Origin of the sequence: Halobacillus sp. ACCC02827 (assembly GCF_030291935.1) — a bacterium.
In the GTDB taxonomy this organism is placed as follows: Bacteria; Bacillota; Bacilli; order Bacillales; family Halobacillaceae; genus Halobacillus.
In genome coordinates, this window is the sequence record NZ_CP128168.1 from 2,382,401 (window position 1) to 2,407,891 (window position 25,491).

General features: G+C 46.3%; 21 protein-coding genes, 1 pseudogene and 1 other annotated feature (1 of these 23 running past the window's edge). Of the genes and pseudogenes, 2 read left to right on the forward strand and 20 right to left on the reverse strand.

Annotated elements, in window-relative coordinates; genetic code table 11:
* Positions 1-172: 172 nt before the first annotated feature.
* The 6 genes from QRD89_RS12700 to QRD89_RS12725 all read right to left on the reverse strand — a co-directional run bounded on the left by QRD89_RS12700 (position 173) and on the right by QRD89_RS12725 (position 6,811).
* The gene (locus tag QRD89_RS12700; protein ID WP_008635211.1) at positions 173-397 is read right to left on the reverse strand and encodes a helix-turn-helix domain-containing protein; all 225 of its coding nucleotides are present in this window, start codon (positions 395-397) and stop codon (positions 173-175) included.
* A 94-nt stretch (positions 398-491) separates the two neighbouring features.
* Positions 492-1,145, reverse strand: coding sequence for a response regulator transcription factor (locus QRD89_RS12705; RefSeq protein WP_008635212.1), 654 nt, complete (start codon positions 1,143-1,145; stop codon positions 492-494).
* Complete coding sequence (locus QRD89_RS12710; RefSeq protein WP_008635213.1) at positions 1,142-3,466, reverse strand: sensor histidine kinase; 2,325 nt, start codon at positions 3,464-3,466, stop codon at positions 1,142-1,144. The genes QRD89_RS12705 and QRD89_RS12710 overlap by 4 nt, the downstream gene beginning before the upstream one ends.
* Before the next feature lie 129 nt (positions 3,467-3,595).
* A complete protein-coding gene (gene sdhB, locus QRD89_RS12715) occupies positions 3,596-4,360 on the reverse strand; it encodes a succinate dehydrogenase iron-sulfur subunit (protein ID WP_008635214.1) in 765 nt (254 codons plus the stop codon).
* 18 nt (positions 4,361-4,378) lie between these two features.
* Positions 4,379-6,130, reverse strand: coding sequence for a succinate dehydrogenase flavoprotein subunit (gene sdhA, locus QRD89_RS12720; RefSeq protein ID WP_026577128.1), 1,752 nt, complete (start codon positions 6,128-6,130; stop codon positions 4,379-4,381).
* 60 nt (positions 6,131-6,190) lie between these two features.
* Positions 6,191-6,811 carry a succinate dehydrogenase cytochrome b558 subunit gene (locus tag QRD89_RS12725; protein WP_026577127.1) on the reverse strand — a complete coding sequence of 207 codons (621 nt, stop codon included), beginning with the start codon at positions 6,809-6,811 and terminating at the stop codon, positions 6,191-6,193.
* A gap of 323 nt (positions 6,812-7,134) precedes the next feature.
* Between QRD89_RS12725 and QRD89_RS12730 the strand changes: the two genes are divergently transcribed.
* On the forward strand, positions 7,135-7,578 hold the full coding sequence (locus tag QRD89_RS12730) for a YslB family protein (RefSeq protein WP_026577126.1): 444 nt from the start codon (positions 7,135-7,137) through the stop codon (positions 7,576-7,578).
* A gap of 38 nt (positions 7,579-7,616) precedes the next feature.
* On the opposite strand, the gene uvrC is transcribed toward QRD89_RS12730, so the two are convergent.
* The 12 genes and pseudogenes from uvrC to zapA form a co-directional block, all read right to left on the reverse strand.
* The gene (gene uvrC / locus QRD89_RS12735) at positions 7,617-9,404 is read right to left on the reverse strand and encodes an excinuclease ABC subunit UvrC (protein WP_008635229.1); all 1,788 of its coding nucleotides are present in this window, start codon (positions 9,402-9,404) and stop codon (positions 7,617-7,619) included.
* Positions 9,405-9,521: 117 nt separating this feature from the next.
* Positions 9,522-9,839: pseudogene (gene trxA / locus QRD89_RS12740) on the reverse strand (thioredoxin); the annotation flags it as partial.
* A 137-nt stretch (positions 9,840-9,976) separates the two neighbouring features.
* Positions 9,977-10,957, reverse strand: coding sequence for an electron transfer flavoprotein subunit alpha/FixB family protein (locus tag QRD89_RS12745; RefSeq protein ID WP_008635233.1), 981 nt, complete (start codon positions 10,955-10,957; stop codon positions 9,977-9,979).
* A 25-nt stretch (positions 10,958-10,982) separates the two neighbouring features.
* Complete coding sequence (locus QRD89_RS12750; protein ID WP_162129297.1) at positions 10,983-11,756, reverse strand: electron transfer flavoprotein subunit beta/FixA family protein; 774 nt, start codon at positions 11,754-11,756, stop codon at positions 10,983-10,985.
* 18 nt (positions 11,757-11,774) lie between these two features.
* Complete coding sequence (locus tag QRD89_RS12755; protein WP_008635238.1) at positions 11,775-12,548, reverse strand: enoyl-CoA hydratase; 774 nt, start codon at positions 12,546-12,548, stop codon at positions 11,775-11,777.
* A gap of 14 nt (positions 12,549-12,562) precedes the next feature.
* The gene (gene fadR / locus QRD89_RS12760; RefSeq protein ID WP_026577123.1) at positions 12,563-13,156 is read right to left on the reverse strand and encodes a fatty acid metabolism transcriptional regulator FadR; all 594 of its coding nucleotides are present in this window, start codon (positions 13,154-13,156) and stop codon (positions 12,563-12,565) included.
* 97 nt (positions 13,157-13,253) lie between these two features.
* Entirely contained in the window at positions 13,254-14,954 is a 1,701-nt protein-coding gene (locus QRD89_RS12765) for an AMP-binding protein (protein WP_026577122.1), read from the reverse strand.
* Positions 14,955-15,189: 235 nt separating this feature from the next.
* Complete coding sequence (locus QRD89_RS12770; RefSeq protein WP_286095389.1) at positions 15,190-15,597, reverse strand: DUF350 domain-containing protein; 408 nt, start codon at positions 15,595-15,597, stop codon at positions 15,190-15,192.
* Positions 15,598-15,624: 27 nt separating this feature from the next.
* On the reverse strand, positions 15,625-17,973 hold the full coding sequence (locus QRD89_RS12775; protein ID WP_008635249.1) for an endonuclease MutS2: 2,349 nt from the start codon (positions 17,971-17,973) through the stop codon (positions 15,625-15,627).
* Between the two features lie 21 nt (positions 17,974-17,994).
* A complete protein-coding gene (polX, locus tag QRD89_RS12780) occupies positions 17,995-19,713 on the reverse strand; it encodes a DNA polymerase/3'-5' exonuclease PolX (protein ID WP_286095390.1) in 1,719 nt (572 codons plus the stop codon).
* 101 nt (positions 19,714-19,814) lie between these two features.
* Positions 19,815-20,357: a CvpA family protein gene (locus QRD89_RS12785; RefSeq protein WP_026577119.1), complete on the reverse strand. Its 543-nt coding sequence runs from the start codon at positions 20,355-20,357 to the stop codon at positions 19,815-19,817.
* Positions 20,350-20,637, reverse strand: a complete 288-nt coding sequence (gene zapA / locus QRD89_RS12790; protein ID WP_008635251.1) for a cell division protein ZapA — start codon at positions 20,635-20,637, stop codon at positions 20,350-20,352. Before zapA ends, QRD89_RS12785 begins: the two co-directional genes overlap by 8 nt.
* Before the next feature lie 149 nt (positions 20,638-20,786).
* On the opposite strand from zapA, the gene rnhC reads away from it, so the two are divergent.
* Positions 20,787-21,722 (forward strand): ribonuclease HIII, encoded by a 936-nt coding sequence (gene rnhC / locus QRD89_RS12795; RefSeq protein WP_286095392.1) that lies wholly within the window; start codon positions 20,787-20,789, stop codon positions 21,720-21,722.
* A gap of 49 nt (positions 21,723-21,771) precedes the next feature.
* Here the strand turns inward: rnhC and pheT are convergent, their stop codons facing one another.
* Both pheT and pheS read right to left on the reverse strand, forming a co-directional pair.
* Positions 21,772-24,198 (reverse strand): phenylalanine--tRNA ligase subunit beta, encoded by a 2,427-nt coding sequence (pheT, locus tag QRD89_RS12800; RefSeq protein WP_286095393.1) that lies wholly within the window; start codon positions 24,196-24,198, stop codon positions 21,772-21,774.
* A gap of 16 nt (positions 24,199-24,214) precedes the next feature.
* Positions 24,215-25,249, reverse strand: a complete 1,035-nt coding sequence (pheS, locus tag QRD89_RS12805; RefSeq protein WP_008635255.1) for a phenylalanine--tRNA ligase subunit alpha — start codon at positions 25,247-25,249, stop codon at positions 24,215-24,217.
* Positions 25,250-25,298: 49 nt separating this feature from the next.
* Positions 25,299-25,491 (reverse strand) — a binding site (T-box leader) (it continues 29 nt past the right edge of the window).

The following is a 25,491-nucleotide window of genomic DNA, read 5'->3' on the forward strand; positions in this document are numbered from 1 at the left end:
AGCACCCCTAACGAAAATACTTAATAAACTCCATTTTCACTCGTATTGGAGAAAAATTCAACATAAATGTTCCTTTTAAACAAAAAACCCTTTCAGGTATCAGTATAGTGACTATACCTGAAAGGACTCCGTACACCTCAAATAATCCCGCCACAACTTTCTATTATGGAGATTATAATTCCAGTTCACCCATCCGCAACAGCTCTACGACTGCCTGCGAGCGACCTTTGACCCCCAATTTCTGCATGGCATTTGAAATGTGATTCCGCACAGTCTTCTCTGAAATGAAGAGCTCTTTTGCGATCTCCCTAGTCGTTTTATCCTGCACCAGAAGCTCGAAAACTTCTCGCTCCCGCTTGGTAAGAATTTGTGTTGGCCGATAGCCGTCCTCCTTCACAAGCGTACCCCTCCTTGTTGTCTCTGAGCTGAACGAGGGGAATTATTTAGTCAATGTTATCGTATGAGGCATAAGGTTGCCCTGTGCTTCGCTTTCAAGATTTAGTCACAAGCCCGAGTTCCTGCGCTTTGAAGAGGGCTTCTGTACGGGATCTTACATTCAGTTTATTGAAAATCCCGGTAAGCGTGTATTCCACACTCCGCTGTGACATATGCAGCAGCTGTGCAATCTCACGGTTCGTTAAGCCGGATGCCACTTCCTTAAGAATCGACTGTTCTTTCTCATTTAAGGAGAGGCCGTTATTCTTCTCTTTCTCCTCCGCATTTCCACTGACGCTTGCTTCTGAGCGGCGCAGCTGTTTAAAGAGATGAAGGGGAATAACGACTTCATCTCTTGCGGCGCATCGAATAGCGGTCAACAGCTGCTCACTTGTCGCGGTTTTGCTTACAAAACCGTTAATGTCTGCTTCGACCAGCATATTGAAGTGTGTGCTCAAGTCGAACCCTGTATAGATGAGAAGCTTGATGTCCGGATAGTTATTGCGTATTTTTTTCGCGAGTTCAATACCATTTATGCCGGGCATGTATAAATCCAGCAAAGCGATATCATAATCGTTTTCTTCCATAATGGAAAGAACCATTTCATTATCGTGGGTGACATCCACGACAAGATCTCCTTCTTGTTCCAGCATTGCTTTCGTTCCGGCTCCAACAGCCGGGTGGTCATCTACAATTAATACTTGCTTCATACATGGACCTCCTTGCTCGCCGTACAAGGAAAAGTAACAATTGTTTTAAATCCTTCCCCAGGCGATGTTTCTATCGATAAGTTTCCGTTTAAACCATTTACCCGCTGTTCAATTCCCGATAGGCCGATATGGGAAAATAAATCCCGTTGAACCGAGTAGTCCATCCCTCTACCGTTATCAGAATATAAAAGCATTACATGATCTTCGTTACTGGACAGCGACAGTTTTACGATCTTCGCATCGGAATGTTTCATCGCATTTGTCAACAGTTCCTGTACAATTCGGAAGATTGCCAGAATCCGCTCCTGATCCAATTCAGCGTCGAAACGCTCATGCGCAAAATACACCGTAAAATTAGAGCGGAGCTGATATTGCTGAATCAGATTTTTCAAGGATTGTACAAGTCCAAGCTCTTCTATGAAAGCAGGACGGAGCTCGTTGCATGTTTCTCTAATTAAATGAATGCTGTCAAGGAGTGACTCCTTATACATCAGCAGTTCTGAATGAAGACTCTTTGGAAGGTCTTTTCGCTGACTGATCAAATCGTCCATGCGCCGATATAAGTACAGCTGCTCCTGAAGAACCGTATCGTGCAGGTCAATGGAAAGCTGCTTCCTCTGATTCTCTGCGATCGTGAAAAGAAGTCGGGAAAGCCACGTTGGATACTTCTGTGTCTGATCGCTTCTCAGTTTGCGTAACTCCTTTACAAGATCCTCAATCAGGCTCATGTTCTGAATAGCGATGTTCGCATTATAGGAAATCGTCTGAAGGTACGTCTTCTCATCTCTGTTCAAGGATGTGTAGTCCTTCTTCCCTTTACACCACATCATCGTGACCTTATCCATGGTGTAACCTACGACGAACCCGAAGCCCTTATCCGTCTCGATAATGGAACCGATATCGTAAGAATAGTCTTGGTAATGGTTATCAAAATGATCAATGATATCCTGCGGAATGGGGTCATACACACAATAGACTTTTCTTCTATTATGTTTGGAATAGAAGTACATTTCCCGGACGTTCAGGACATTCTTTACCTCTTCGCGCATCACCCTCATCAGATCGACCGCGTTGGACTGTTCCTTCATATCCTGCGCCATCCGGTGCATACTTTCCTGGTAACTGTATCGTGCTGAGAACATATAGGGCTGCAGCCGGAAATCCAGAACTTCTTTGATGGATAAGAAAATGATAAGCACGATGTGATAAGAAAGATAAATTTGAACGTTCGTTACAATGGACATTTCCGCCTGTACAAAGAAGTTTGTTGCTGTTGTCAACAGAAGACTGGGAAGGGCCGATAACAGGGAATAGTACCGCACCCTGCTTATGACGAAATTGATATCAATCAGCCGCTCCCTCGTCACTAAGTATAGAAACGTTACAGGAAGTGCAAGCAGAAACATCGCCGCCAATTCCAACGAAATAACTTTGACACCGAATACCAGCGCTGGAAGGAGATAAAGAGCTATATATGGACCGAAAGCGATGGTGATACCGATGGCCATGTACTTGAATATTGGTGCTTCCGGGAAGTCTCTGTGAATATAGAGCCCCCTGAAAACGATCAGGAACAGAACAATATATAGACCAAGCAGAAGATACGGCGGGACAGGATCAAACCATCCCGGGTAATCACGACGCATTAAAAAGAAACTTTCCGCAAGAGATACTGCTAAGACAAGCACGTATAAGCAGTAAACTACCTTCTTGGAAAACCAGGTTATTTTTAATTCTTTAAAGTAGTTATAAATAAATTGCATCAACATAACGGGAGCCGCCAGAAACAGGCTCGTGTTGAGAAAAAGACTGTACAAGTCATCCCGGACTGCCCCGCTGTTGCTGATGTATCCAGTGGCGATGGCCAAAAAGAACAAAATCAACTGCTTGGCTGAAAAGCGTTCCGGCACTCGTTTATGAACTAAATAAGAGATTCCTAATATAAATACAAAGAAAACGGCGGGAAGGATAATATATAAAGCCCAGTGCCACGGACTCGAGTGATCAATATGGTCGTATTGAATCTCCTCGCCTTGATATTGAACGGTGAAAGAAGAGGCCATCTCCACTTCATGGAACATGTTGACCGACCGGTGCTCTCCCGGATCCTTACCGTCAACAGAAAGCAGCTCTGCCCCTTCAGGAACCTGATGCTTGTCCCCCCAGCTGCCGCTCTGCACATCTGTCGTCACCCAGGTCCCGTCTTTAAATTCAACATCGATCCCGAGAAACGGCTGCGTGATGGATAATAAGATTAAGTAACAGGCAGATATAAGGAAGAACGCTAAGATTATCCACTGCTGCCATTTGAATTTCTGCAAGAAGACTCACCCTTTAACTAAAGTCAATCATTCCTATTATACTATCGATCTATCGACCATCAACCCCACGAAACCTCTTAGAGTCAAAAACCCCCTCCAGCCTGAGAAGACCGAAGGGGGTTTTTCCACTTATATGCGTTTGTCACTTCCAAAGAAGCTCTTAAAGGATTCGATTGCTGTATCGCGGTTAAGTGCTGCGATGGATGTCGTCAAAGGGATCCCTTTCGGACAAGCCTGCACACAGTTCTGCGCATTACCGCAGCCCATTAAGCCTTCTTCATCCATGATCGTCTGCAGTCGCTCGCTCTTATTCAACTCTCCAGTTGGGTGGGAGTTAAATAGACGCACCTGCGATAGAGGAGCAGGACCAATGAAATCTGATTTGCTGTTAACGTTCGGACAAGCCTCCAAGCAGACACCACATGTCATACACTTGGATAGTTCGTAAGCCCATTGGCGTTTGCTTTCCGGCATCCTCGGTCCCGGACCAAGGTCGTACGTTCCATCAATAGGGATCCAGGCTTTCACTTTTTTCAGCGAGTCGAACATACGGGAACGATCGACAGCAAGGTCTCTATTGATCGGGAACGTGGACATCGGCTGCAGGCGGATCGGCTGTTCCAGCTGATCGACAAGCGCCGTACACGATTGACGCGGCGTGCCGTTGATGACCATGGAGCAGGCGCCGCAGACTTCTTCCAGGCAGCCCATATCCCAATAGACAGGCGTCGTCTTTTCGCCATCCGCATTTACGGGGTTACGACGAATTTCCATGAGAGCAGAGATGACGTTCATATTCTGACGGTATGGCACCTCAAACTTCTCTTCGTATGACGGCTCATCCGGATGATCCTGGCGGGTAATAATCAACGTAATCGTTTTATTTTCACTCATCATCCATGACCTCCTTTATTATTTACTCTTCGAATAGTCTCGTTTACGAGGTTCAATCAGGGATGTATCTACTTTGTCATAACGGAAGACCGGTTTATTGTTTTCCTTATCGTAGCTGGCGACGGTCGTCTTCAACCATTCTTCATCATTACGTTCCGGGTAATCAGGCTTGTAATGGGCGCCGCGGCTTTCGTTACGGTTATAAGCTCCCTGAGTAATAACACGGGCCAACTGCAGCATATTCCACAGCTGACGGGTAAACATAGCTCCCTGGTTACTCCACCTGGAAGTATCATTGATGTTGATCCGCTTGTATCGTTCCATCAATTCGACAATCTTCTCATCTGTTTTCAGAAGCTTGTCATTTTGACGAACCACAGTCACGTTATCCGTCATCCATTCCCCTAGTTCTTTATGAAGCTGGTAGGCGTTCTCATCGCCGTCCATCTTCAGAATTTCATCGAATTTCTCCTGTTCTTCCTTCACTTTCGCGTCAAAGAGCGTGGAAGACATATCATCAGCAAGCTTCTCCAGCCCGTCCAAATATTTCACTGCGTTCGGTCCTGCGACCATGCCGCCATAAATAGAAGAAAGCAGAGAGTTTGCCCCAAGTCGGTTTCCACCGTGCTGCGTGTAATCACATTCTCCAGCAGCAAAAATACCAGGAATGTTTGTCATTTGGTCATAGTCGACCCACATACCACCCATGGAATAGTGAACGGCAGGGAAGATCTTCATCGGTACTTTACGAGGATCTTCGCCTACGAACTTCTCATAAATTTCGATGATCCCTCCCAATTTGACATCCAATTCTTTTGGATCTTTATGGGACAGGTCCAGGTACACCATGTTTTCACCGTTAATACCAAGCTTCTGGTTGACACATACATCGAAAATTTCACGGGTTGCAATATCACGCGGCACCAAGTTTCCATAGGCCGGATATTTCTCTTCAAGGAAATACCAAGGTTCGCCATCCTTATACGTCCAAACACGGCCGCCTTCCCCGCGGGCAGACTCACTCATCAGTCGGAGTTTATCATCGCCGGGGATCGCTGTCGGGTGAATCTGAATGAACTCACCGTTTGCATAATCGACACCCTGCTGGTAAAGAGCTGCTGCAGCTGAACCAGTGTTAATGACAGAGTTCGTCGATTTACCGAAAATGATTCCAGGACCTCCGGTAGCCATGATGACAGCATCAGAAGGAAACGCCTTTATTTCATGGGAGCTGAGGTTTTGACCGATGACACCTCTGCCGACACCCGAATCATCGATAATGGCGGAAAGAAATTCCCAATTCTCATATTTTGTTACAAGGCCGTTTACTTCGTGTCTACGGACTTGTTCATCCAACGCATATAACAGCTGCTGCCCCGTTGTTGCACCGGCGAACGCTGTACGGTGGTGCTGTGTTCCCCCGAAGCGGCGGAAATCAAGCAGTCCTTCCGGTGTACGGTTGAACATGACCCCCATACGATCGAGCAGGTGGATGATCCCAGGCGCCGCTTCACACATAGCCTTAACAGGTGGTTGGTTGGCAAGGAAGTCCCCTCCGTAAACCGTATCGTCAAAGTGTTCCCAAGGAGAGTCCCCTTCTCCTTTTGTGTTAACCGCCCCGTTGATACCGCCCTGGGCACAGACAGAGTGAGAACGTTTAACAGGAACGATCGAGAGCAAATCCACGTGAACCCCTTGTTCAGCTGCTTTAATTGTTGCCATTAGGCCGGCAAGTCCTCCACCGACAACAACAATATTTTTATTAGTCATGATTGAAGCTCACTCCCTTGAATACTATAAATCGATCAAAGTTATGTTTCTATAAATCTATTATATTCCGTATGCGAATTGAATCAGTGTACGTACACCTACGTAAGAAATCGCCAGGAAGACGATGATGCTTACATAAGTCATGATCTTTTGAGAGCGTGGAGAAACAGTGATTCCCCAGCTGACAAAGAAGGACCATAGACCGTTAGAGAAGTGGAAAGTAGTTGAAACCACCCCTACTATGTAGAACCAGAAGAAGAACGGTTCAGTAAGGATACTCTCCATCAGTTGATAGTTCAGATCCGCCCAGCCAAAGCCGATGGCAATTCTTGTTTCCCATACGTGCCACGCAATGAAAATGAGCGTAATAATTCCTGTAATCCGCTGAAAGATGAACATCCAGTTTCTGAAATAACCGAAATTGGAGATGTTACTCGTAGCTGTGAATGCAATATACACCCCATAAATAGAGTGGAAAAGTAGTGGTAAAAAGATAATGAAAATCTCCAGTACATAACGATATGGCAGACTCTCCATAAAGTGAGCCGCCGCGTTGAATGCTTCTGGACCACGTGTTGCAAAATAGTTCACAGTCAAGTGTTGGATCAAAAAGATCCCGATCGGTACTACTCCTAGCAGTGAATGCAGTCTTCGATTGACGTATCCGCGTGTTCCCGCCATATTTACCCCCCTCAGATGATAACTGATTGAAAATGAACATTATTCAGACAGTTAAGCGCTTTAATAACGCTTAAAAAAATAATAGGAAAAGCCCCAAATTCCCAAGTTGTCTGACCAATGTGCAATTTGTGACAAGTTCATTGTACTTCTATCCTTTATTAGCGTCAAGAAAGCTAATCCATATATTGCTCAAAAAAACACATTTATTTCCTATTCCCTTCATATCCCTTCTTTTTGTTCACTTTTTTGCCATCGCCCCCGTAAAAATACAGAAAGGATATTGCGGACTTTTTCGTTTCGAGTGATAATGAGGGTAGAAAGGAATGAGCGTTTTGAAAGAATCTACGAAGTTAACAACGAGCAACATTTCATCGCTTGTAGGCACAGGGGCCGGATTCGACCTGATGCGGTACTACACCTTACCGGATTTCTTAGGGAAAGACGCCCCTTACCTTCTCTACTACATGGGTAAAAACATGGCAAGACAAACAGAAATGGAAACCTTTGATGAACTTTATGAATTTTTCCAGTACATGGGATGGGGAGAACTTGTTCTCATTCACGATAAGAAGAAAGAAATGCTGTTTCATTTGAAGGGCCACATCATTGAGAAGCGCCTTCATCAAAAGCTGTTCCCCGTCGACTTTCGTTTGGAGTGCGGCTTCTTATCAGAAATGATCCAAGCGATCGCAGGCGATACATACGAGTGTTTTGAAGAATTGGATAAAAAACAAAATTTGGTGGAAATAAAGGCGCTGAAAGGCTGAAGGTACTTAACTCCGACCATAAAAAGAAGAACCAGCTGTCATTCAGCTGGTTCTTCTTCATTTAAATGGTCGAGAATCGTCTGCGCGACCGGTTCGGGTACACCGAGCTTCGTAATTTCAGTCGGGTCCGCTTCTTTAATGGCCTGTATAGATTTAAAATGACGGAGCAGAAGCCGTCTGCGTTTTTCCCCTACGCCGGGGATGCTGTCCAATTCCGACTGGATCGCTCCTTTTCCGCGCAGCTGGCGGTGAAAAGAAATAGCAAAACGGTGCACTTCATCCTGAATTCTTTGGACAAGGTAAAACTCCTGCGATTTCCGGTCAAGATCTATCGGGACAGGCGGTTCTCCATAAAGAAGTTCACTCGTCTTGTGTTTATCGTCCTTCGCCAACCCGCAGAGCGGGACGTCAAGACCCAGCTCATTCTCCAGGACGTCAAGAGCCGCTGTCATCTGCCCTTTCCCGCCGTCCACTACAATAAGATCCGGAAGAGGGAGATTCTCTTTAAGAACCCGCGTATATCTTCTTCGAATGACCTCCCGCATGGTCTCATAATCATCCGGCCCTTTTACGTCTCTTACCTTATACTTTCTGTATTCCTTCTTATTCGGCTTTCCATCAATAAATACGACCATCGCAGACACCGGATCCGCTCCTTGGATGTTCGAGTTATCGAAAGCTTCTATCCGGTGCGGCGTTTCGATATGCAGATGGCTGCCCAACGACTCCACGGCTTTAATTGTCCGCTCTTCATCACGCTCAATTAAGGCGAACTTCTCCTCTAAAGAAATCTGGGCGTTCTTCCTGGCGAGTTCCACCAGTTCCTTCTTACGCCCCCGCATCGGAATATGGACTTTCGTATCCAACGCTCCTTCCAGAACATTCACATCCGTAGCCACAGGGACCAACACCTGCTTCGGATACGGATGATTTTGATGGAGATAAAATCGTCCGATATAGCTGAGGAACGTCTCTTCCGGGTCGTCAAAAAATGGAAAAAGAGCGACGTCTCTTTCAATAAGCTTCCCTTGACGCACGAAGAATACCTGAACACACATCCATCCTTTATCCACAGCATAACCAAAAATGTCTCTGTCTACTTGATCGTTCATCGTCATTTTCTGCTGTTCCATGACCGATTCAATATGTTCGATTTGATCCCTTAACTCCTTCGCACGCTCAAAGTCCAGCGCTTCCGAAGCCTGAAGCATCTTGTTCTTCAGGTCTTTCTTGATCTCTTTATGTCCTCCGCTCAGGAAAGAGGTGATGCTCTGTACGATGTCTTCATTTGTTTCCTTGGAAACAGGAAATTCACAGGGGCCGAGACACTGATGCATGTGGTAATACAAACAAACACGGTCCGGCATCGTATTGCACTTCCTAAGAGGATACAGTCGATCAAGAAGCTTCTTCGTTTCACGAGCGGCAATAACGTTCGGGTACGGTCCGAAATACTTCCCTTTATCCTTCTTCACGTTTCTCGTGACAATCAGGCGAGGATGACGTTCTCCTGTTACTTTCAAGTATGGATAAGTTTTATCATCCTTCAACAGGACATTGTACTTGGGGTCGTACTTCTTAATTAAGTTCATCTCGAGAATTAGGGCTTCAATTTCAGAAGTCGTTACAATATACTCAAAGTTTACAATTTCCCGCACCAGCCTCTGGGTCTTCCCGTCATGAGCGCCGGTAAAATAAGAGCGTACGCGGTTTTTTAAAACTTTGGATTTCCCCACATAAATAACGGTATCGTTCTTATCTTTCATCAAATAGCAGCCGGGTTGGTCGGGCAGAACGGCCAGTTTCTCTTTAATAATTGAATTCATACACGTTCACCCCATCCCTTCAAGAAGTTATATATTGAAAATACCACAATGGCAGGAAATTATGCATGTTAAAAGCCGCGCTGCTGAGCAGCGCGGCTTGAAAGGAATGGTATCCCCTTATGCGTGTTTCGAAACCAATTCAGCTAGAGCTTCCTTAGGTTGGAATCCGATTACTTGATCAACGACTTGACCGTCTTTGAACAGAAGCAGTGTCGGAATACTCATAACACCGAATTTGCCGGCTGTTTCTTGGTTTTCATCCACGTCAAGTTTGACGATTTTCACTTTGTCGCTCATTTCAGCGTCCAATTCTTCAAGGACAGGAGCGATCATTTTACATGGACCGCACCATGGTGCCCAGAAGTCTGCAAGAACAAGTCCTTGACTTGTTTCTTCGGTGAAGTTTTGGTCAGTTGCTTTTACAATTGCCATACAATAATTCCTCCTCGACCTTTTAAGTCTGTTTAGAGTATATCACTATCTATTTTTAGTGACTAACAATTTGTTTATACCTTATTTAAACATGTATGAAAGCCGAAGCCAAATATTTGGCTTCGGCTTCTAAGTTCAGCTTATGCATTCACTTTTATTTGTTTCACTTCTTCAATCAATTTTGGTACGACATCAAAAAGATCTCCGACAATCCCGTAATCCGCGACGTTGAAAATATTCGCTTCCGGATCTTTGTTGATGGCGACAATGATTTTAGAGTTCGACATACCGGCAAGGTGCTGGATCGCTCCTGAAATTCCGCAGGCAATGTACAAATCAGGCGTAACGACTTTTCCGGTCTGACCGATTTGGAGGGAGTAATCACAGTAGCCTGCATCACACGCTCCACGGGAAGCTCCCACTGTCCCGCCAAGGACTTCTGCAAGCTTCTCTAATGGTTCAAATCCTTCCGCACTCTTCACTCCTCTGCCTCCGGCCACAATCACTTTCGCCTCTGATAGATCGACACCGTCTGAAGATTTGCGAATAACATCTTTAATGATTGTACGAATGTTAGAGATCTCTACATCTTTCGTGGAGACGTCCCCGGTCAGAGAATCGTCACGGGTCAGAGCTGGTATGTTGTTAGGACGGATCGTTGCAAAAATGAGGCCCTCCGTGATTTTTTTCTTTTCAAAAGCTTTCCCGGAATAGATGGGACGGGTGAAAATCGTTTCTCCACCTTCCACGACGACCTCCGTCGCATCAGATACAAGACCGGAACCAAGTTTGCTTGCCAGTTTCGGCGCAAGGTCTTTTCCTACTGCCGTATGACCAAGGACGATCCCGTCTGGCGATTCATCCTGAATGACTTGATGGACTGCCTGACCGTGCCCGTCAGATGTATACGTTTTCAATTCTGGGTTTGAAATAGTGATGACCCTCGCTGCACCATGATAAACCATTTCCTGTCCCATCGCTTCGAGGTTACCATCACCGCACAAAACTCCGACGACTTCTCCACCGTCGCTGATCAAATGAGCAGCCGCGATCGCTTCGAACGTGACATTACGCAGGCTTCCTTCTCTTGCTTCTCCGATTACCAGTACCTTCTTACTCATAACCATTCTCCTCTCCCTTCTCTATTTACAGTACTTTCGCTTCTGTTTTCAGTAAGGAAACAAGTTCTTTCACCTGTTCATCCACTTCACCTTCAAGAACTTTACCTGCTTCTTTCTCAGGAGGAAGGTATATTTCCACCGTCTTTGTTTTCGCCTCTACATCGTCTTCTTCCAGATCCAAGTCATCCAACTCCAGTTCCTCGAGTGGTTTCTTCTTGGCCTTCATAATACCCGGTAGAGAGGGATAACGAGGTTCGTTAAGCCCTTGCTGACAGGTGACAAGAAGTGGCAGAGACGTTTCGACTTTTTCCACATCTCCCTCAACATCGCGTTCGATTTGGACCGTTGTGCCATCGATTTCTATATTTGTAATCGTCGTTACACAAGGGATATCCAGTCTTTCCGCTAAGCGGGGACCGACTTGCCCACTGGCTTCATCGATCGCAACATTTCCACCTAAGATGATATCCACGTCTTTATCTTCAAAGAAGGCTTCTAATATCTTCACGGTCGTAAAAGCATCCCCGTCTTCCAGATCATCCTCCGTATTGATCAATACAGCTTTATCCGCTCCCATTGCAAGTGCTGTACGAAGCTGTTTCTCAGACTCTTCTTCCCCGATCGTCACGACCGTCACTTCTCCCCCGTGAGCGTCGCGGAGGGTGATCGCTTCCTCAACGGCATACTCATCATACGGGTTAATGATAAATTCCGCACCGTCCTCCTGGATAGCTCCGTTTTTAACTGCTATTTTCTCTTCCGTATCAAACGTCCTCTTCAACAACACGTAAATATTCATCCTTCATACCCTCCAGTACTATTGATCTCGGAACGCAGGGTTCCGTTTTTCGATAAACGCTTGAATTCCCTCTTTGGCGTCCTCATTGCCGAACACGGCACCGAATGCCTCTGCTTCTGCCCTTACGCCTTCTTCCAAACGGGAGGTGTGGGCATAAGGAATCAACTTCATGACCTGATGGATGCCGGGGCCGCTCTTAGCAGCTATCTTCGCAGCAAGCTTTTCAGCCTGTGCGTGCAGCTCTTCTACAGGATAGCTGTGGTTGGCGAGACCAAGCCGGACAGCATCCTCCCCCGAAATCGGGGTCCCTGTAAGTATCATTTCATAAGCCTTTGCCACTCCTACATAACGCGGAAGACGCTGCGTCCCTGCGAAACCGGGCAGAATCCCGAGATTCATTTCAGGAAGACCAAGCTTGGCATCCGAAGAAACGACCCGGATGTGACAAGCCATGGCAAGTTCAAGCCCGCCTCCCAAGGCAGCCCCGTGAATGACAGCGATGACTGGAATGTGGAACTTCTCAATTCGGTCGAAGAGCTGCTGTCCTCTGCCGGCAAGCGCCTCATAGTCGGACGCCCCCTGTAAAGAGGTGAATTCTTTAATATCCGCGCCCGCTGAGAAGAACTTCCCTTCCCCTTTCAAGAGGATTGCTTTTACGGATTTGTCTGCTTCTATTTCGTTCAACTGTTGTTCTAAATCCTTTAAAATTGCGGATGATAAGGCGTTCGCAGGGGGACTTTCTATAGTGACCTCCGCAACATTACCTTTGACTTTACATGCCAGTGTGGACAAAGCGATTCGCTCCTTTATGATGAATGATTGCGGGTCAACCCACGAATGATCAAGCTATGGACTTCTTCCGCCTGGTCTGCTATGTTATAGCGCTGCTCGTTCATTACCCAATTTGTCACCGTCTCATCCATCGTTCCGAAAATCATCTGACGAACGAGACGGCGGTCCAAATCGCTCCGGAACAGCTTTTCCTCTACACCTTCTTCCACGATCTGATCGATGACATCCAAATATCTTTTCAATACCTGGTTGATCTTCAACCGCAGGTCTTTGTTGGATTGTCTCAACTCCAATTGTGTGACGACCGCAAGATGGTGGTCCGCTGCCAGCTGCTCATAATGTGTTTCGATCAACGTTAAGAGCTTCTCTTCCGCTGACTGCTTCGAGGTTGTTTCCTGCTCGATCCTTTCGATGAATTGCCCCATCTTTTCCTGGAACAAAGAAACGAGAATATCCTCTTTGTTTTTGAAATAAAGATAGATGGTTCCATCTGCCACTCCTGCTTTTTTGGCTATCTTTGATACCTGTGAGGAATGGTAGCCATTTTCAGCAATGACTTCGACTGCTGCATCTATAATTTGTTTGAACTTTGGTTTGTCTTTCTTCATGAATATCTCCTGCCCATCTTCACTGAAAATGAATGAATCATCATTCATCTATTATTCTACATACAGGAGAATATTCTGTCAACTTTCTTCGAGAAATTTACTGGATGCTCTCTGCATCCTCATATTTCTGCCGCTCCTCTTCCACTAACGACCGCCTCAGTATTTTACCTACAGCCGTCTTGGGAAGTTCCTCCCGGAATTCATAGAGCCTCGGTACTTTATAAGCGGCAATATTTTTTCTGCAGTATTCATTTAATTCTTCTTCCGTGATGTCGCTTCCTTGTTTTTTCACGATAAAAGCTTTGACGGTCTCTCCTCTGTAAGGGTCCGGCACACCGACAACGACTGCCTCCTGAATCTCCGAATGCTCATAAAGTACCTCTTCGACTTCTCTTGGATAGATGTTATAACCTCCGGCAATGATCATATCCTTTTTCCGATCAACAATGTAGAAATATCCGTCCTCGTTCATGTACCCCATGTCACCTGTCCGGAACCAACCGTCCTCGCTCAACACCTGAGCTGTTTCCTCCGGCTTATTCCAGTACCCTTTCATCACCTGCGGTCCTTTGACGGCGATTTCTCCTATTTCACCAAAAGGAGCTTCCACATCAGACTCCATTTGAATAATTTTGGCATCTGTATCCGGCCAAGGGATTCCTACACTTCCACTCACCCGTTTGCCCCAAATCAAGTTGGAGTGTGTCGTCGGTGACGTTTCCGTCAAACCATACCCTTCGACAAGCTTACCTCCGGTAACCGCCTCGAAACGTTCCTGTACTTCCACTGGAAGCGGCGCAGACCCGCTGATACACGCTTCAATAGAAGAAAGATCATATTTCTGCAGATTCGGATGATTGAGAAGAGCGATATAGATAGTAGGCGCTCCGGGGAATAAAGTAGGCTTTCTTTTTTCAATCACTTTCAGCACGTCTTCTGCTTCAAACTTCGGCATCAGAATGATTTCATTAGCCATCATGACTGAAAGGTTCATGACAGAGGTCATCCCGTACACATGAAAAAAAGGAAGTATTGCAAGAACAGACTCTTTCCCTTCTTCACATTTATACAGCCATTTCTGTGCCATTTGAGTATTAACTACCAAATTGTAATGGGTGAGCATGACACCTTTCGGAAACCCTGTCGTTCCTCCTGTGTACTGCAGCAGCGCCAAATCTTCCACGGCATCCACGTCCACCGCTTTGAAGGAATGGTTCTTCTTCAGCACGCCGGGCCACAAATGAGTATCCATCGACTGCTCCGGCTTTACCAATACTTGATACTGCCGCTTTTGGATGAACGGATAGATTTTATTTTTCGGGAAGGGGAGATAATCCTTTATACCGGTCACAAGGATATGTTCCAGCGAAGTCTCCGCTTTTACATTTGCGGCTTTAGGGTACAGAATATCGAGGCAGATGATCATTTTCGCCCCGGAATCCTTCAATTGATATTCCAGCTCTCTTTCCATATACAGCGGGTTTGTCTGTACTACAATTCCTCCTGCCATCAGTACCGCATAGTAAGAGATGACCGACTGTGGACAGTTGGGGAGCATGATCGAAACCCTATCCCCCTTCTCCAAACCAAGATATTGGAGATACCCGGCCACGGTGACAGCCTGTTCGTAGACTTCCTGATACGTCATTTCCTTCCCCATAAAATAAAGCGCTTTCTTTTCTCCGTGACGTTCGGCGCTTTCTTTCAAATAATCGTGGATCGGACGCTTATCGTAATCGATTTGGACAGGGACCTCCGGCGGATAATATTGATGCCAAGGACGCTGAAAGGTTGTCATACGTAAATGCCTCCCTTATTTAGGTCTTCTACTCCATTATAACTATTCAACCGGGACATTTGAAATATAATTTCTAATTTTGAAAATATTTCAAACGACATTTTTCGCACAAAACTGTAAAAAAAGCCCTTCTGTTAAGAAGAGCTTTCATAAGATGAAGAAAAGGACACCAATAAGTAAAAATAATGCAGCTACGACCAACAATATTTTCGCCAGCGTTTCCATGGCTTCCCCCTTAAATGATATTCGCACCAATGACGTAGGAAAGTCCGACAGAAATGACAAGGGAGATAAATCCTACCGCACGGTTATCCTCTTCAATTTCCCGATCGATTTTAAAAGAGGGAGTGAGAAACTCAAAGATGAAGTAGCCGAATAACAGAAGAACGAAGCCGTAAAGGCCCCACCCCATCGTCATCAGCAAGGAGTCATTATGCTGGATGGAGAAGCGGAAGATATTCGCCACTCCGAATATCTTACCCCCTGTAGCCATTGCCACGGCCATATTCCCCTTTTTTATCTCTTTCCAATTATTATAGGATGTTACTGCTTCGAATACCGCCATGGAAACGACCAGACAGAGAACGACGACGCTGTATCTGGCTGCGGTTTCCACAAGCGGAATTTCCCAAAAACCATCCATTCTTACTGCTCCTTTCTCTACTGAAGTTTAACGGAGCTCCAAGACGGTGACTCCGCTGCCTCCTTCGTTCATACCTCCGGCACGGTGTCCGGAAATACTACGATGGTTCTTTGCGAAATTCTGAACACCGGTACGCAGCGCCCCTGTTCCTTTTCCGTGAATAATGGACACCGTCGGATATCCGGCGAGAAGCGCGTCGTCGATATACTTCTCCAGACGATTAAGAGCATCTTCATACCTTTCCCCGCGCAAATCGAGTTCCGCTTTCACATGGAAGCTCTTCCCTTTGACCGTAGCCATCGGTTTTTCTTTATACGGTTCTTTGGCTTTGACGAATTCCAAGTCTTTTTGTTTTGCTTTTACCTTCATAACGCCTACTTGTACCTGATACTCATTCTTGCCTGTCTTTTCAACGATGGTACCCTGTTGGTTGAGGGTAAGAAGTTTGACTTCATCCCCAGGCTGTAATTCCTTCTGCGTCTGCTTAGGCTTGGCAGGCTGTGCCTTAGGTTTCTTGCTTGTAAGTTCCGGTTGTGCCTCTTCGAACATCTTGCGGGCTTCAATCCATTCATGTTCTTTCATACCTGCCTGGGACTTCATGTTGCGGATTACACTAACGATTTCCTCGGCTTCTTCTTTCGCCTTCCTAATCGCCTTCTCCGCCTTCGCTTCTGCTTTCTCATAAAGCTTCTCCCGTTGTTGTTCAAACTGGTTCCACTTAACCTGAAGCTCGTTACGAAGCTTCTCTGCTTCCTCCAGCATCTGCTCTGCTTCTTCGTAATCTTTTTCTGCTCCCCGTTTGGATTCTTCCAAGGAGGCAATCATGTTCTCGACGCTCTGAGAATCGACACCGACATGCCCCTTGGCATCATCGATGATGGATTCATCCAGTCCGAGTCTTCTGGAGATCTCAAATGCATTACTGCGACCCGGGACGCCGATCAAAAGACGGTACGTCGGTTTCAATGTTTGAATGTCAAATTCTACGGATGCATTGATGACACCAGGGCGATTATAACCATATGCTTTCAATTCCGGGTAGTGGGTCGTTGCAATAACACGGGCATCTCTTCTTACGACTTCATCCAAAATGGACATGGCAAGAGCGGCACCTTCCTGAGGGTCCGTCCCCGCACCCAGCTCGTCAAACAGAACGAGCGAACGGTGGTCGACACGATTCAGGATGTCAACAATATTCGTCATGTGGGAAGAAAAGGTGGATAGACTTTGTTCTATGGACTGTTCATCCCCAATGTCAGCGAACACTTCATCAAACACAGCCAGCTCACAGCCATCTAAAGCCGGCACCTGTAAACCGGATTGAGCCATTAAGGTAAATAATCCGACCAGTTTAAGCGTTACGGTTTTACCACCGGTGTTTGGTCCTGTGATGACGATGGACGTATAATCCTCTCCAAGTTCTACATCGTTCGGAACGACTTCTTCGGCTGGAATGAGCGGGTGTCGGGCCTGTTTCATCTTAATGATGCCCTTATCGTTCATTTTTGGCATGGACGCTTTCATACTTGCACCGAGTTTAGCCCGGGCGAACATAAAGTCGATATCCCCCAGGATTGTCACGTTTTCATAGAGTGGACTATTGTACTCCGCGATGGTCTGGGACAACTCTTTCAAGATGCGTTCCACTTCATTCTTTTCCTGCACCCGTGCTTCCTGGAGCTGATTGTTCAAATCGACTACCGTCTGGGGTTCAATGAACAAGGTGGCTCCTGATGAAGACTGGTCGTGTACAATACCACCTATCGATCCTCTATATTCCTGCTTTACGGGCAGGACATAGCGTTCATTTCGGATGGTAATGATGGAATCGGACAACATTTTGGACTTAGACCTGGTGAAAGACTCCATTCTCTCCCGTACGCGGCTTTCATTCGTACGGATTTTAGAACGAATGGTACGGAGTTTATCCGAGGCTCCGTCCATCACCTTTCCATTTTCATCAATGCAGTGTCTGATCTCATCTTCCAATTCTTTCATCGGGTCAATACCTAGGACCATTTCCCGAAGGATCGGCATTTCCGGTTCTTCCATTTCTTCTACGAAGCGTTTGAGCTGACGACCGCCGTAAATGGTACTGGCAATATCCAAGCACTCGGTGGCGCTGAGTATCCCACCGATCGTGGTCCGTTTCAAACTCGGTTTAATATCAAAAATTCCCCCTAAAGGAATATGTCCTTTCAAGCGCAGGACCTGTGCCGCTTCATCTGTTTCCTGCTGCTTCACCAGCACCTCTCCCAAATCGGAAGAGGGTTTAAGAGCGGCAGTCTTCTCTTTTCCAAGCGAGGAAGCCGCTTTACCGCTCAATTGATCAATAATTTTTTTGAATTCCAGTGTACGGAGAATTCGTTCATTCATGCATTACCGTCTCCTTTATTGCTACTGATGGATGTTCCATTTATCCATCAACTGTTGTTTCGTCCATGTATTCATTACTGTATCCTTCCTGAGCCAGCCCTTACGCGCCGCACCTACCCCGATCCTCATATGATCCAGCATCGGATAGCTGTGGGCATCCGTGTTGATGGCAATACTCGCACCTGCTTCCTGCGCTTTCATCAACCACTCCCAGCTTAAATCAAGCCGGTTCGGATTAGCATTTAACTCAAGAATGGTTCCGGTCTCCACCGCGCCTTTAATCAATGCATCCAAATCTACAGCATACCCATCCCGCCGGCCGATCAGCCTGCCTGTCGGGTGGGCAATCATATGAACGTTAGGGTTCTCAAGCGCTGCCCACATCCGTTTCATAATGTCATCTGCCGATTGAGAAAAGCTGGAGTGAATGGAAGCGATGACGAAATCCATTTCCTGCAAAAACTCATCCGGGAAATCCAGGCTACCATCGGGAAGGATATCCATCTCTACTCCTGCAAAAATATGAAAGTCTTCCATTTCGGCATTGATCTTATTTATTTCTTCCCTCTGCAGCCTCAGTCTTTCCTCATCAAGGCCGTTGGCTACTTTCAAATACTTGGAGTGATCGGTGATGGAAATATACTCGTATCCTTTGGAACGGGCCTTTTCGGCCATCTCTTTGATCGATTGAGCACCATCGCTCCAAGTCGAGTGCATATGGAGATCCCCACGGATATCGGATAACTCAATAAGATCAACGGGCTCTTTAAACCGCTCTACTTCTCCGTAATTCTCTCTGACTTCCGGCGGTATGAAATGAAGACCAAAGTGACGGAAGAATTCTTCTTCGCTTTCGAACGTTTGGATTTCCCCGCTTTCAGCATTCTCTATGCCATATTCACTGATCTTTTCGTTCCTTGTTTTGGCGAGCTGTCTCATGGCCACATTATGATCCTTCGACCCTGTAAAATGATGCAGGGTCGTAACGAATTCATCAGGAGCAACAATGCGGAAATCGATGCCGATGTCATATCCTTCATGGACGACAATCGATACTTTCGTTTCGCCGGAAGCGATAACTTCTTTGATGTCCGGATAAGCGAGAAGCTCGTCTCTCGTAGCTGCAGGGTCTTCAGAAGCGATGATAAAATCAAGATCCTTAATCGTCTCTCTCATCCTCCTGAGGCTCCCTGCTCTGGAATAACGATGGAAAGTATTTGCACTCGCAAGAAATGCTTCAATTTTCTCAGCCAGCGGCAGCATGACGGCAACAGGGAGACGCTCAGGTCGGGAATGAGCGTCTTCTAATGCCTTCAGCATCTTCTCGGCAGATTTCTTACCGAAGCCTTCCAATGCCTCCACCTTTCCGCTTTCCAACGCTTCCTTCAGAGATTCTGCATCCGTTACGCCCAATTGTTGATAGAGCTTGGCCAGTTTCTTTCCACCGAGTCCCTGTATGTTTAAAAGAGGGACAAGGCCTGCCGGCACTTCCGCCTGAAGCTGCTGCAGCGTTTCCGAGGTTTCAGCCGCCACATACTCATCAATAACGGCAGCTGTGCCTTTCCCGATCCCTTTCATTTTCGTAAAATCATCTATTTCACTTAAAGAGTGATCATCGCGCTCTAATGCCTGAGCGGCTTTACGGTAAGCGGAAATCTTGAAAGGGTTCTCCCCTTTCAGTTCCAGATAGACGGCAATCGTCTCCAGTAATTTGATGACTTGCTTCTTATCGACGGCCATTCCAACCACTCCTTGTTCCTATAATCTTTATTTCTGAATAAAAAAACCGCCATGATCGAAATCATAGCGGCTCCACCTGCATCTCCTCTAAACACGTCTCATCAGCCGGCTACACGGTCGATCCACAGTGTTTTCAACTGATCGGAAAACACTGGTGTATGTTCTATAATCAGCTGCCCAAGTATCGAGCTGTCCAACGCGTTCTGGACACCTGCTGCGGGAACGAGTGCGGCTATATACAATACAATGAAAAGAATCACGTAGTTCTCGACAAAACCGAGGATTCCGCCCAATAACGTATTAATGGAACTCAATATCGGAAGTTCGGAGACGAAGTCCAGCATGGAAGCGATAATATGAAGAATAATCTTTGCTCCGAAGAATAGGATGGCAAAGGCTATCGCATTGTAAAATGCCTGTTCAAGGGGAAGATCGTTCAAAAACACGGCCCATGAAGAGTCCGCCGGCAGTTCCGGATAAGGAACCCATAGTGTCAGCTTAGGCGCAAGGTCATCATAGTAAATGACAGCAACAACGAAAGCTACCACAAAACCGATTAAATGAAATAATTGCAATATGAAGCCTCTCTTGAGCCCGGTTATGACTCCGATCAGCAATAGAAATAGTATAAGTAAATCAATCATTGTCCTTCTCTTCCTCTATCTTATCAATATAGTTCATGAGTTCTGTACACTCATCTTTCAGCTTTATATACTCATTCATTGTGTTGACAGCGGTCAAAACGGCCAGCTTTGCTGTATCTAGACTAGGGTTTGCTTCATGGATTTCACGCATTTTCTGGTCCACAAGACTAGATACCATACGGATATGATGGGGCTCTTCATGACCAACTATAGTGTAAGATCTCCTGTTGATCTCCACTGTAATTCTTTTTTTCTCTTGGTCTGACTGCGACACATTCATACCCCCTAGTTTCTCTCAATCCTAAACTTTATATTAACATGAAGGCTGACAATTAGGAAACCAATATACATGTTTTTCACAAATGTTCTCTTTTTCCAATCCCTTTGCTATACTGTTCCTATCCTAGAAGTAACAGAAAGGAATGCCTTATGCCCCAAGTCGTACTAAAAGTAACCTCTACCAAAATAGAAGAGATGAAAGCTCATTATAGAAGCCAGACGAAAGCGACACCTGCCAATGCCGTTTTTGCTGCTAAAACAAGCGCATGCACCATCACCGCTTATCGATCAGGAAAAGTATTATTCCAGGGAAGCAGACCTGAGGAGGAAGCTTCCAAGTGGGGATCTCCCATTACCTCAAGTGCACCTTCCAAAAAAGCCGGGGCAGGCAGACATGCGTATCACCCGGAAGAAAGCCTCTTCACCAGTTCCCATATCGGATCGGACGAAGCGGGTACCGGCGATTATTTCGGACCGATCACCGTAGCAGCTGCCTATGTCACAGCAGAGCAGGTTCCACAACTGAAGGCGATTGGAGTAAAGGACTCCAAACACTTATCCGATCCACAGATTACTGAACTGGCCAAAGACATCGTCCAGATGAAGATTCCCTACAGTCTTCTGCGACTACCAAACAAACGGTATAACCAATGGCAGCGAAGAGGTTGGAGTCAGGGCAAAATGAAAACCATGCTTCACCACCAGGCTCTGGACAAGCTCCTGAAAAAAATAGCACCGGTAAAGCCGCATGGAATTCTTATCGACCAGTTTTCTGAGCCGCATGTGTACCAGAAGCATTTGAAGAGTGAGAACTTTACGCTTCAGGATAATGTTTATTTCATGACGAAAGCAGAAAGCTATTCCATCGCCGTTGCAGCGGCATCGATCCTTGCAAGGTCCGCATTCGTTAAAGCAATGAACACTTTAGAATTCGATACCGGTCTACCGATACCGAAAGGAGCTTCTTCCAAAGTCGATCAGGCTGCCGCGGCCGTTATCGAGGCTTATGGAGAAGAAAAGCTGGAAGAATTGGCGAAGGTGCACTTCGCCAACACGCAGAAAGCGAAAAAACTAGTCCGTCCATAAATTAAAAGAGGAACCTCCGGAAAGGAGGTTCCTCTTTTCTTCTATTATATTATCCACGCAGTTCAGCCTGATGCTGATCTTTTACAGCAGCAAGGATCTTCTCGTGTGCTGTTTCTACTTCCTCGTCCTTCAACGTACGGACTGGATCAAGGTAAAGCAGATTGAAGGCAAGTGATTTCTTCCCTTCTTCCAGGTGTTCTCCCTGATATACGTCAAATACTTGAACATTCTGAACGAGAGGATATCCCGCCTGCTCAATGGTAGCTTGTATGTCACCGGCAAACACTTCTTCGTCCACGACGAGAGCAATATCCCTTGATACTGACGGATGTCTTGGAATAGCACGGAACGTCTCTTCTTTTTCATACTGCTCAAACAGTGCCTCTAAGTTAATATCGAAGACGAACGTCTCTTTTAATCCAAGCTCTTTTTGGAGCTTCGGATGAATTTGTCCTATGAAACCGACAGTATTCCCACCACAGCGGATGACAGCGGTTCTCCCTGGGTGGAGATCCTCAAGTTTTGCTTTTTCATAAGTGAAAGATATACCCAGCAGATTGCTCAACCCTTCCACCATTCCTTTTGCAACAAAGAAGTCGGCCGCTTTCTTTTCCTGCTGCCATGGATGAACCAGCCATTGGCCTGTCAAAGCTCCGGAAGCGCGGAGCACTTCATCCGGCTGTTTCGTCACTTTCTCTTCCTCAGTAACAAACACTGTCCCGACTTCATAGTAAGCAATATTTTCCTGTTTTCTCGCTACGTTGTAGGAAAGAGACTCCAGTAATTCCGGAAGCAGACTTAAACGCAGGGATCCATGATCTTCACTCATCGGCATAGCCAGGTCTACGGAACCCTTCGCCTTTGCCTTAATCTCCGGACTTACCAATTGATGCACTTTATTCTTATGTGTCAGGGAGTACGTGATCGTCTCATGCAGACCGGCACCTTGCAGGTACGCTTTCACTTTACGTTTAAGCGCTTGACGAGTTGTCAATCCGCCTGCCTGAGATGCGCCTTGCGGCAGCGTGTACGGAAGGTTGTCATAACCGTAAATACGAGCAACTTCCTCAAGAATATCCTCGAAAGACGTGATGTCTCCTCGTCTTGTAGGAACAGAGATTGTAAATACTTCCTCTTTCTGCTCGTAGCCGAATTGAAGACGGCGAAGAATGTCTGCGATTTCCCCGGCGGATATTTCCGTACCTAAACGGGCGTTGATACGATCTGTTTCTATGGTTACTTGTTTCTCGGATTTGTCGAGTTCATCAAAACGGACCACTCCGTCCAGTACCGTCCCCCCAGCATATTCGGCAAGAAGTTCACATGCACGTTTCCCTGCACGTTCCACGCGGTTTGGATCGACACCTTTCTCGAAACGGCTGCTGGACTCGCTTCTTAAGCCGTGATCTTTGGATGCCTGACGCACAACAGCTGGAGCGAAGTAGGCTGCCTCCAAAAGAATCGTCGTTGTATCATCGTGGACCTCGGAATGCGCACCACCCATGACTCCTGCGATGGCATGCGGCTTGGATCCATTCGTAATGACAAGGTGGCCGGCACTCAATTCGCGCTCCTGGCCATCCAGCGTTTCTATCGTTTCTCCTTCTTCTGCACGACGAGTCACGATTTCTTTCGATCCGAAACGATCATAATCGAAGGCGTGAAGGGGCTGCCCGTATTCCATCAAGACATAGTTCGTGATATCGACAACGTTATTAATAGGACGTATGCCTGCCGCAGTCAAACGATTACGCATCCACAGCGGGGAAGGTCCCACTGTCACATCCTTAATTACAAACGCACCGTAATACGGGTTTGCTTCCTGATCCTCTACCTTTACAGAAATGTAGTCGGATGCTTTCTCATCCGATGTCTCCACGTGCTCTTCTGCTAATTGGTATTCACCGTCAATGGCTGCTGCTACCTCGTAGGCAACACCAGCCATGCTCATTGCATCCGCCCGGTTCGGAGTCAATCCGAGTTCGATGATCAGATCGTCGAGATTTAAAAGGGAAACAGCGTCCGCTCCCACTTCTGCATCTTCTGGAAACACAAATATTCCGTCCACATACTCCTTCGGTACGTCTTTCTCATCCACACCAAGTTCCTGAAGCGAACAGATCATACCATTGGAGACTTCTCCGCGCAGTTTAGTTTTTTTGATTTTAAAATTACCCGGCAGAACAGCTCCCGGAGCAGCCACCGCTACTTTCTGGCCTTCTCCAATGTTTGGAGCTCCGCAGACAATTTGAAGCGTTTCTTCTCCTACATCCACCTGACAAAGGTTAAGTTTATCCGCATTCGGATGCTGTAGGCAGGATTGCACGTGTCCGACAACCACACCGGTGACATTTTCGGCTACCGGCTCCACGCTTTCCACTTCAATTCCTGTTTTCGTTATAATTTCAGCCAGCTCTTCAGGCTTATACGCGCTGACATCAATATATTCTTGTAACCAATTTAGTGATACGAGCATGATTCAGTTCCTCCCCTTATGCTTTATGATACTGCTCAATAAATCGAATATCGTTTGTGTAGAAGTGACGGATATCGTCTACTCCGTATTTCAGCATGGCAATTCGCTCCGGTCCCATACCGAATGCAAATCCGGAATATTCTTTCGGATCGTATCCAGCCATCTCCAGAACGTTCGGGTGAACCATTCCACCTCCGAGAATTTCGATCCAGCCGGTTCCTTTACAAACGGAACAACCATTACCCCCGCACACTTTACAGGAAATATCCATTTCCACAGAGGGTTCTGTGAATGGGAAGAAGCTTGGACGTAGGCGGATTTCACGGTCGGAACCGAACATCTGCTTGGCAAATGCGTTCAGGACACCTTTCAAGTCACTCATGCGCACATCTTTATCGACAAGAAGTCCTTCAATCTGAGTAAATTGGTGGGAGTGTGTCGCATCGTCCGTATCACGACGGTACACTTTCCCCGGACAGATCATTTTGACCGGTTCGTTACCGTTTTTTGCCCCCATTGTACGTGCCTGTACAGGAGAAGTGTGGGTTCGCATCAGCAGCTCTTCCGTCACATAGAAAGAATCCTGCATATCGCGTGCCGGGTGCCCCTTCGGAAGATTCAAGGCTTCGAAGTTGTAGTAATCCGTCTCCACTTCCGGACCTTCTTTAATTTCAAATCCCATCCCAATAAATAAATCCTCGATTTCTTCAACGATGCTTGTAAGCAGATGAGGACCTCCGACTTGGACAGGTCGTCCCGGAAGCGTCACATCAATACTCTCTTCTTCCAGCTGTTTCTCAAGCGCTTCGTCCTCCAGTTTCGTTTGTTTCGTTTCAATTGCCGCAGCAATGTTCTCACGGACATCATTCGCTAGCTGTCCGATGACCGGACGTTCTTCTTTGGATAGTTTCCCCATTCCCCGCAGCACTTCTGTGATCGGGCCTTTCTTACCTAAGTACTCGACACGGATATCTTTCAACCCTTGGACAGCTTCTGCAGCATCTACTTTCTGCAAAGCTTCCTGCTTCAACTGTTCTAAACGTTCCTTCATGACTCCAACTCCTCCTTATGAATAAAAATAAAAAAGCCTCCTCCCTGTAAAAAGGGACGAGACTTGTATGGTTGTTTCGCGGTACCACCCTTGTTGACACATTCTATGTGCCCACTTCGATTACAATAACGGACTTGGCATCCGGACCATTAAAGGTCAAGCTCCAGAGTGAAATTTCAATGAATGACACGTTGGGAACACTTACAGTCCAGGGCGTTCCCTCCCTCTTAACGATTTACATT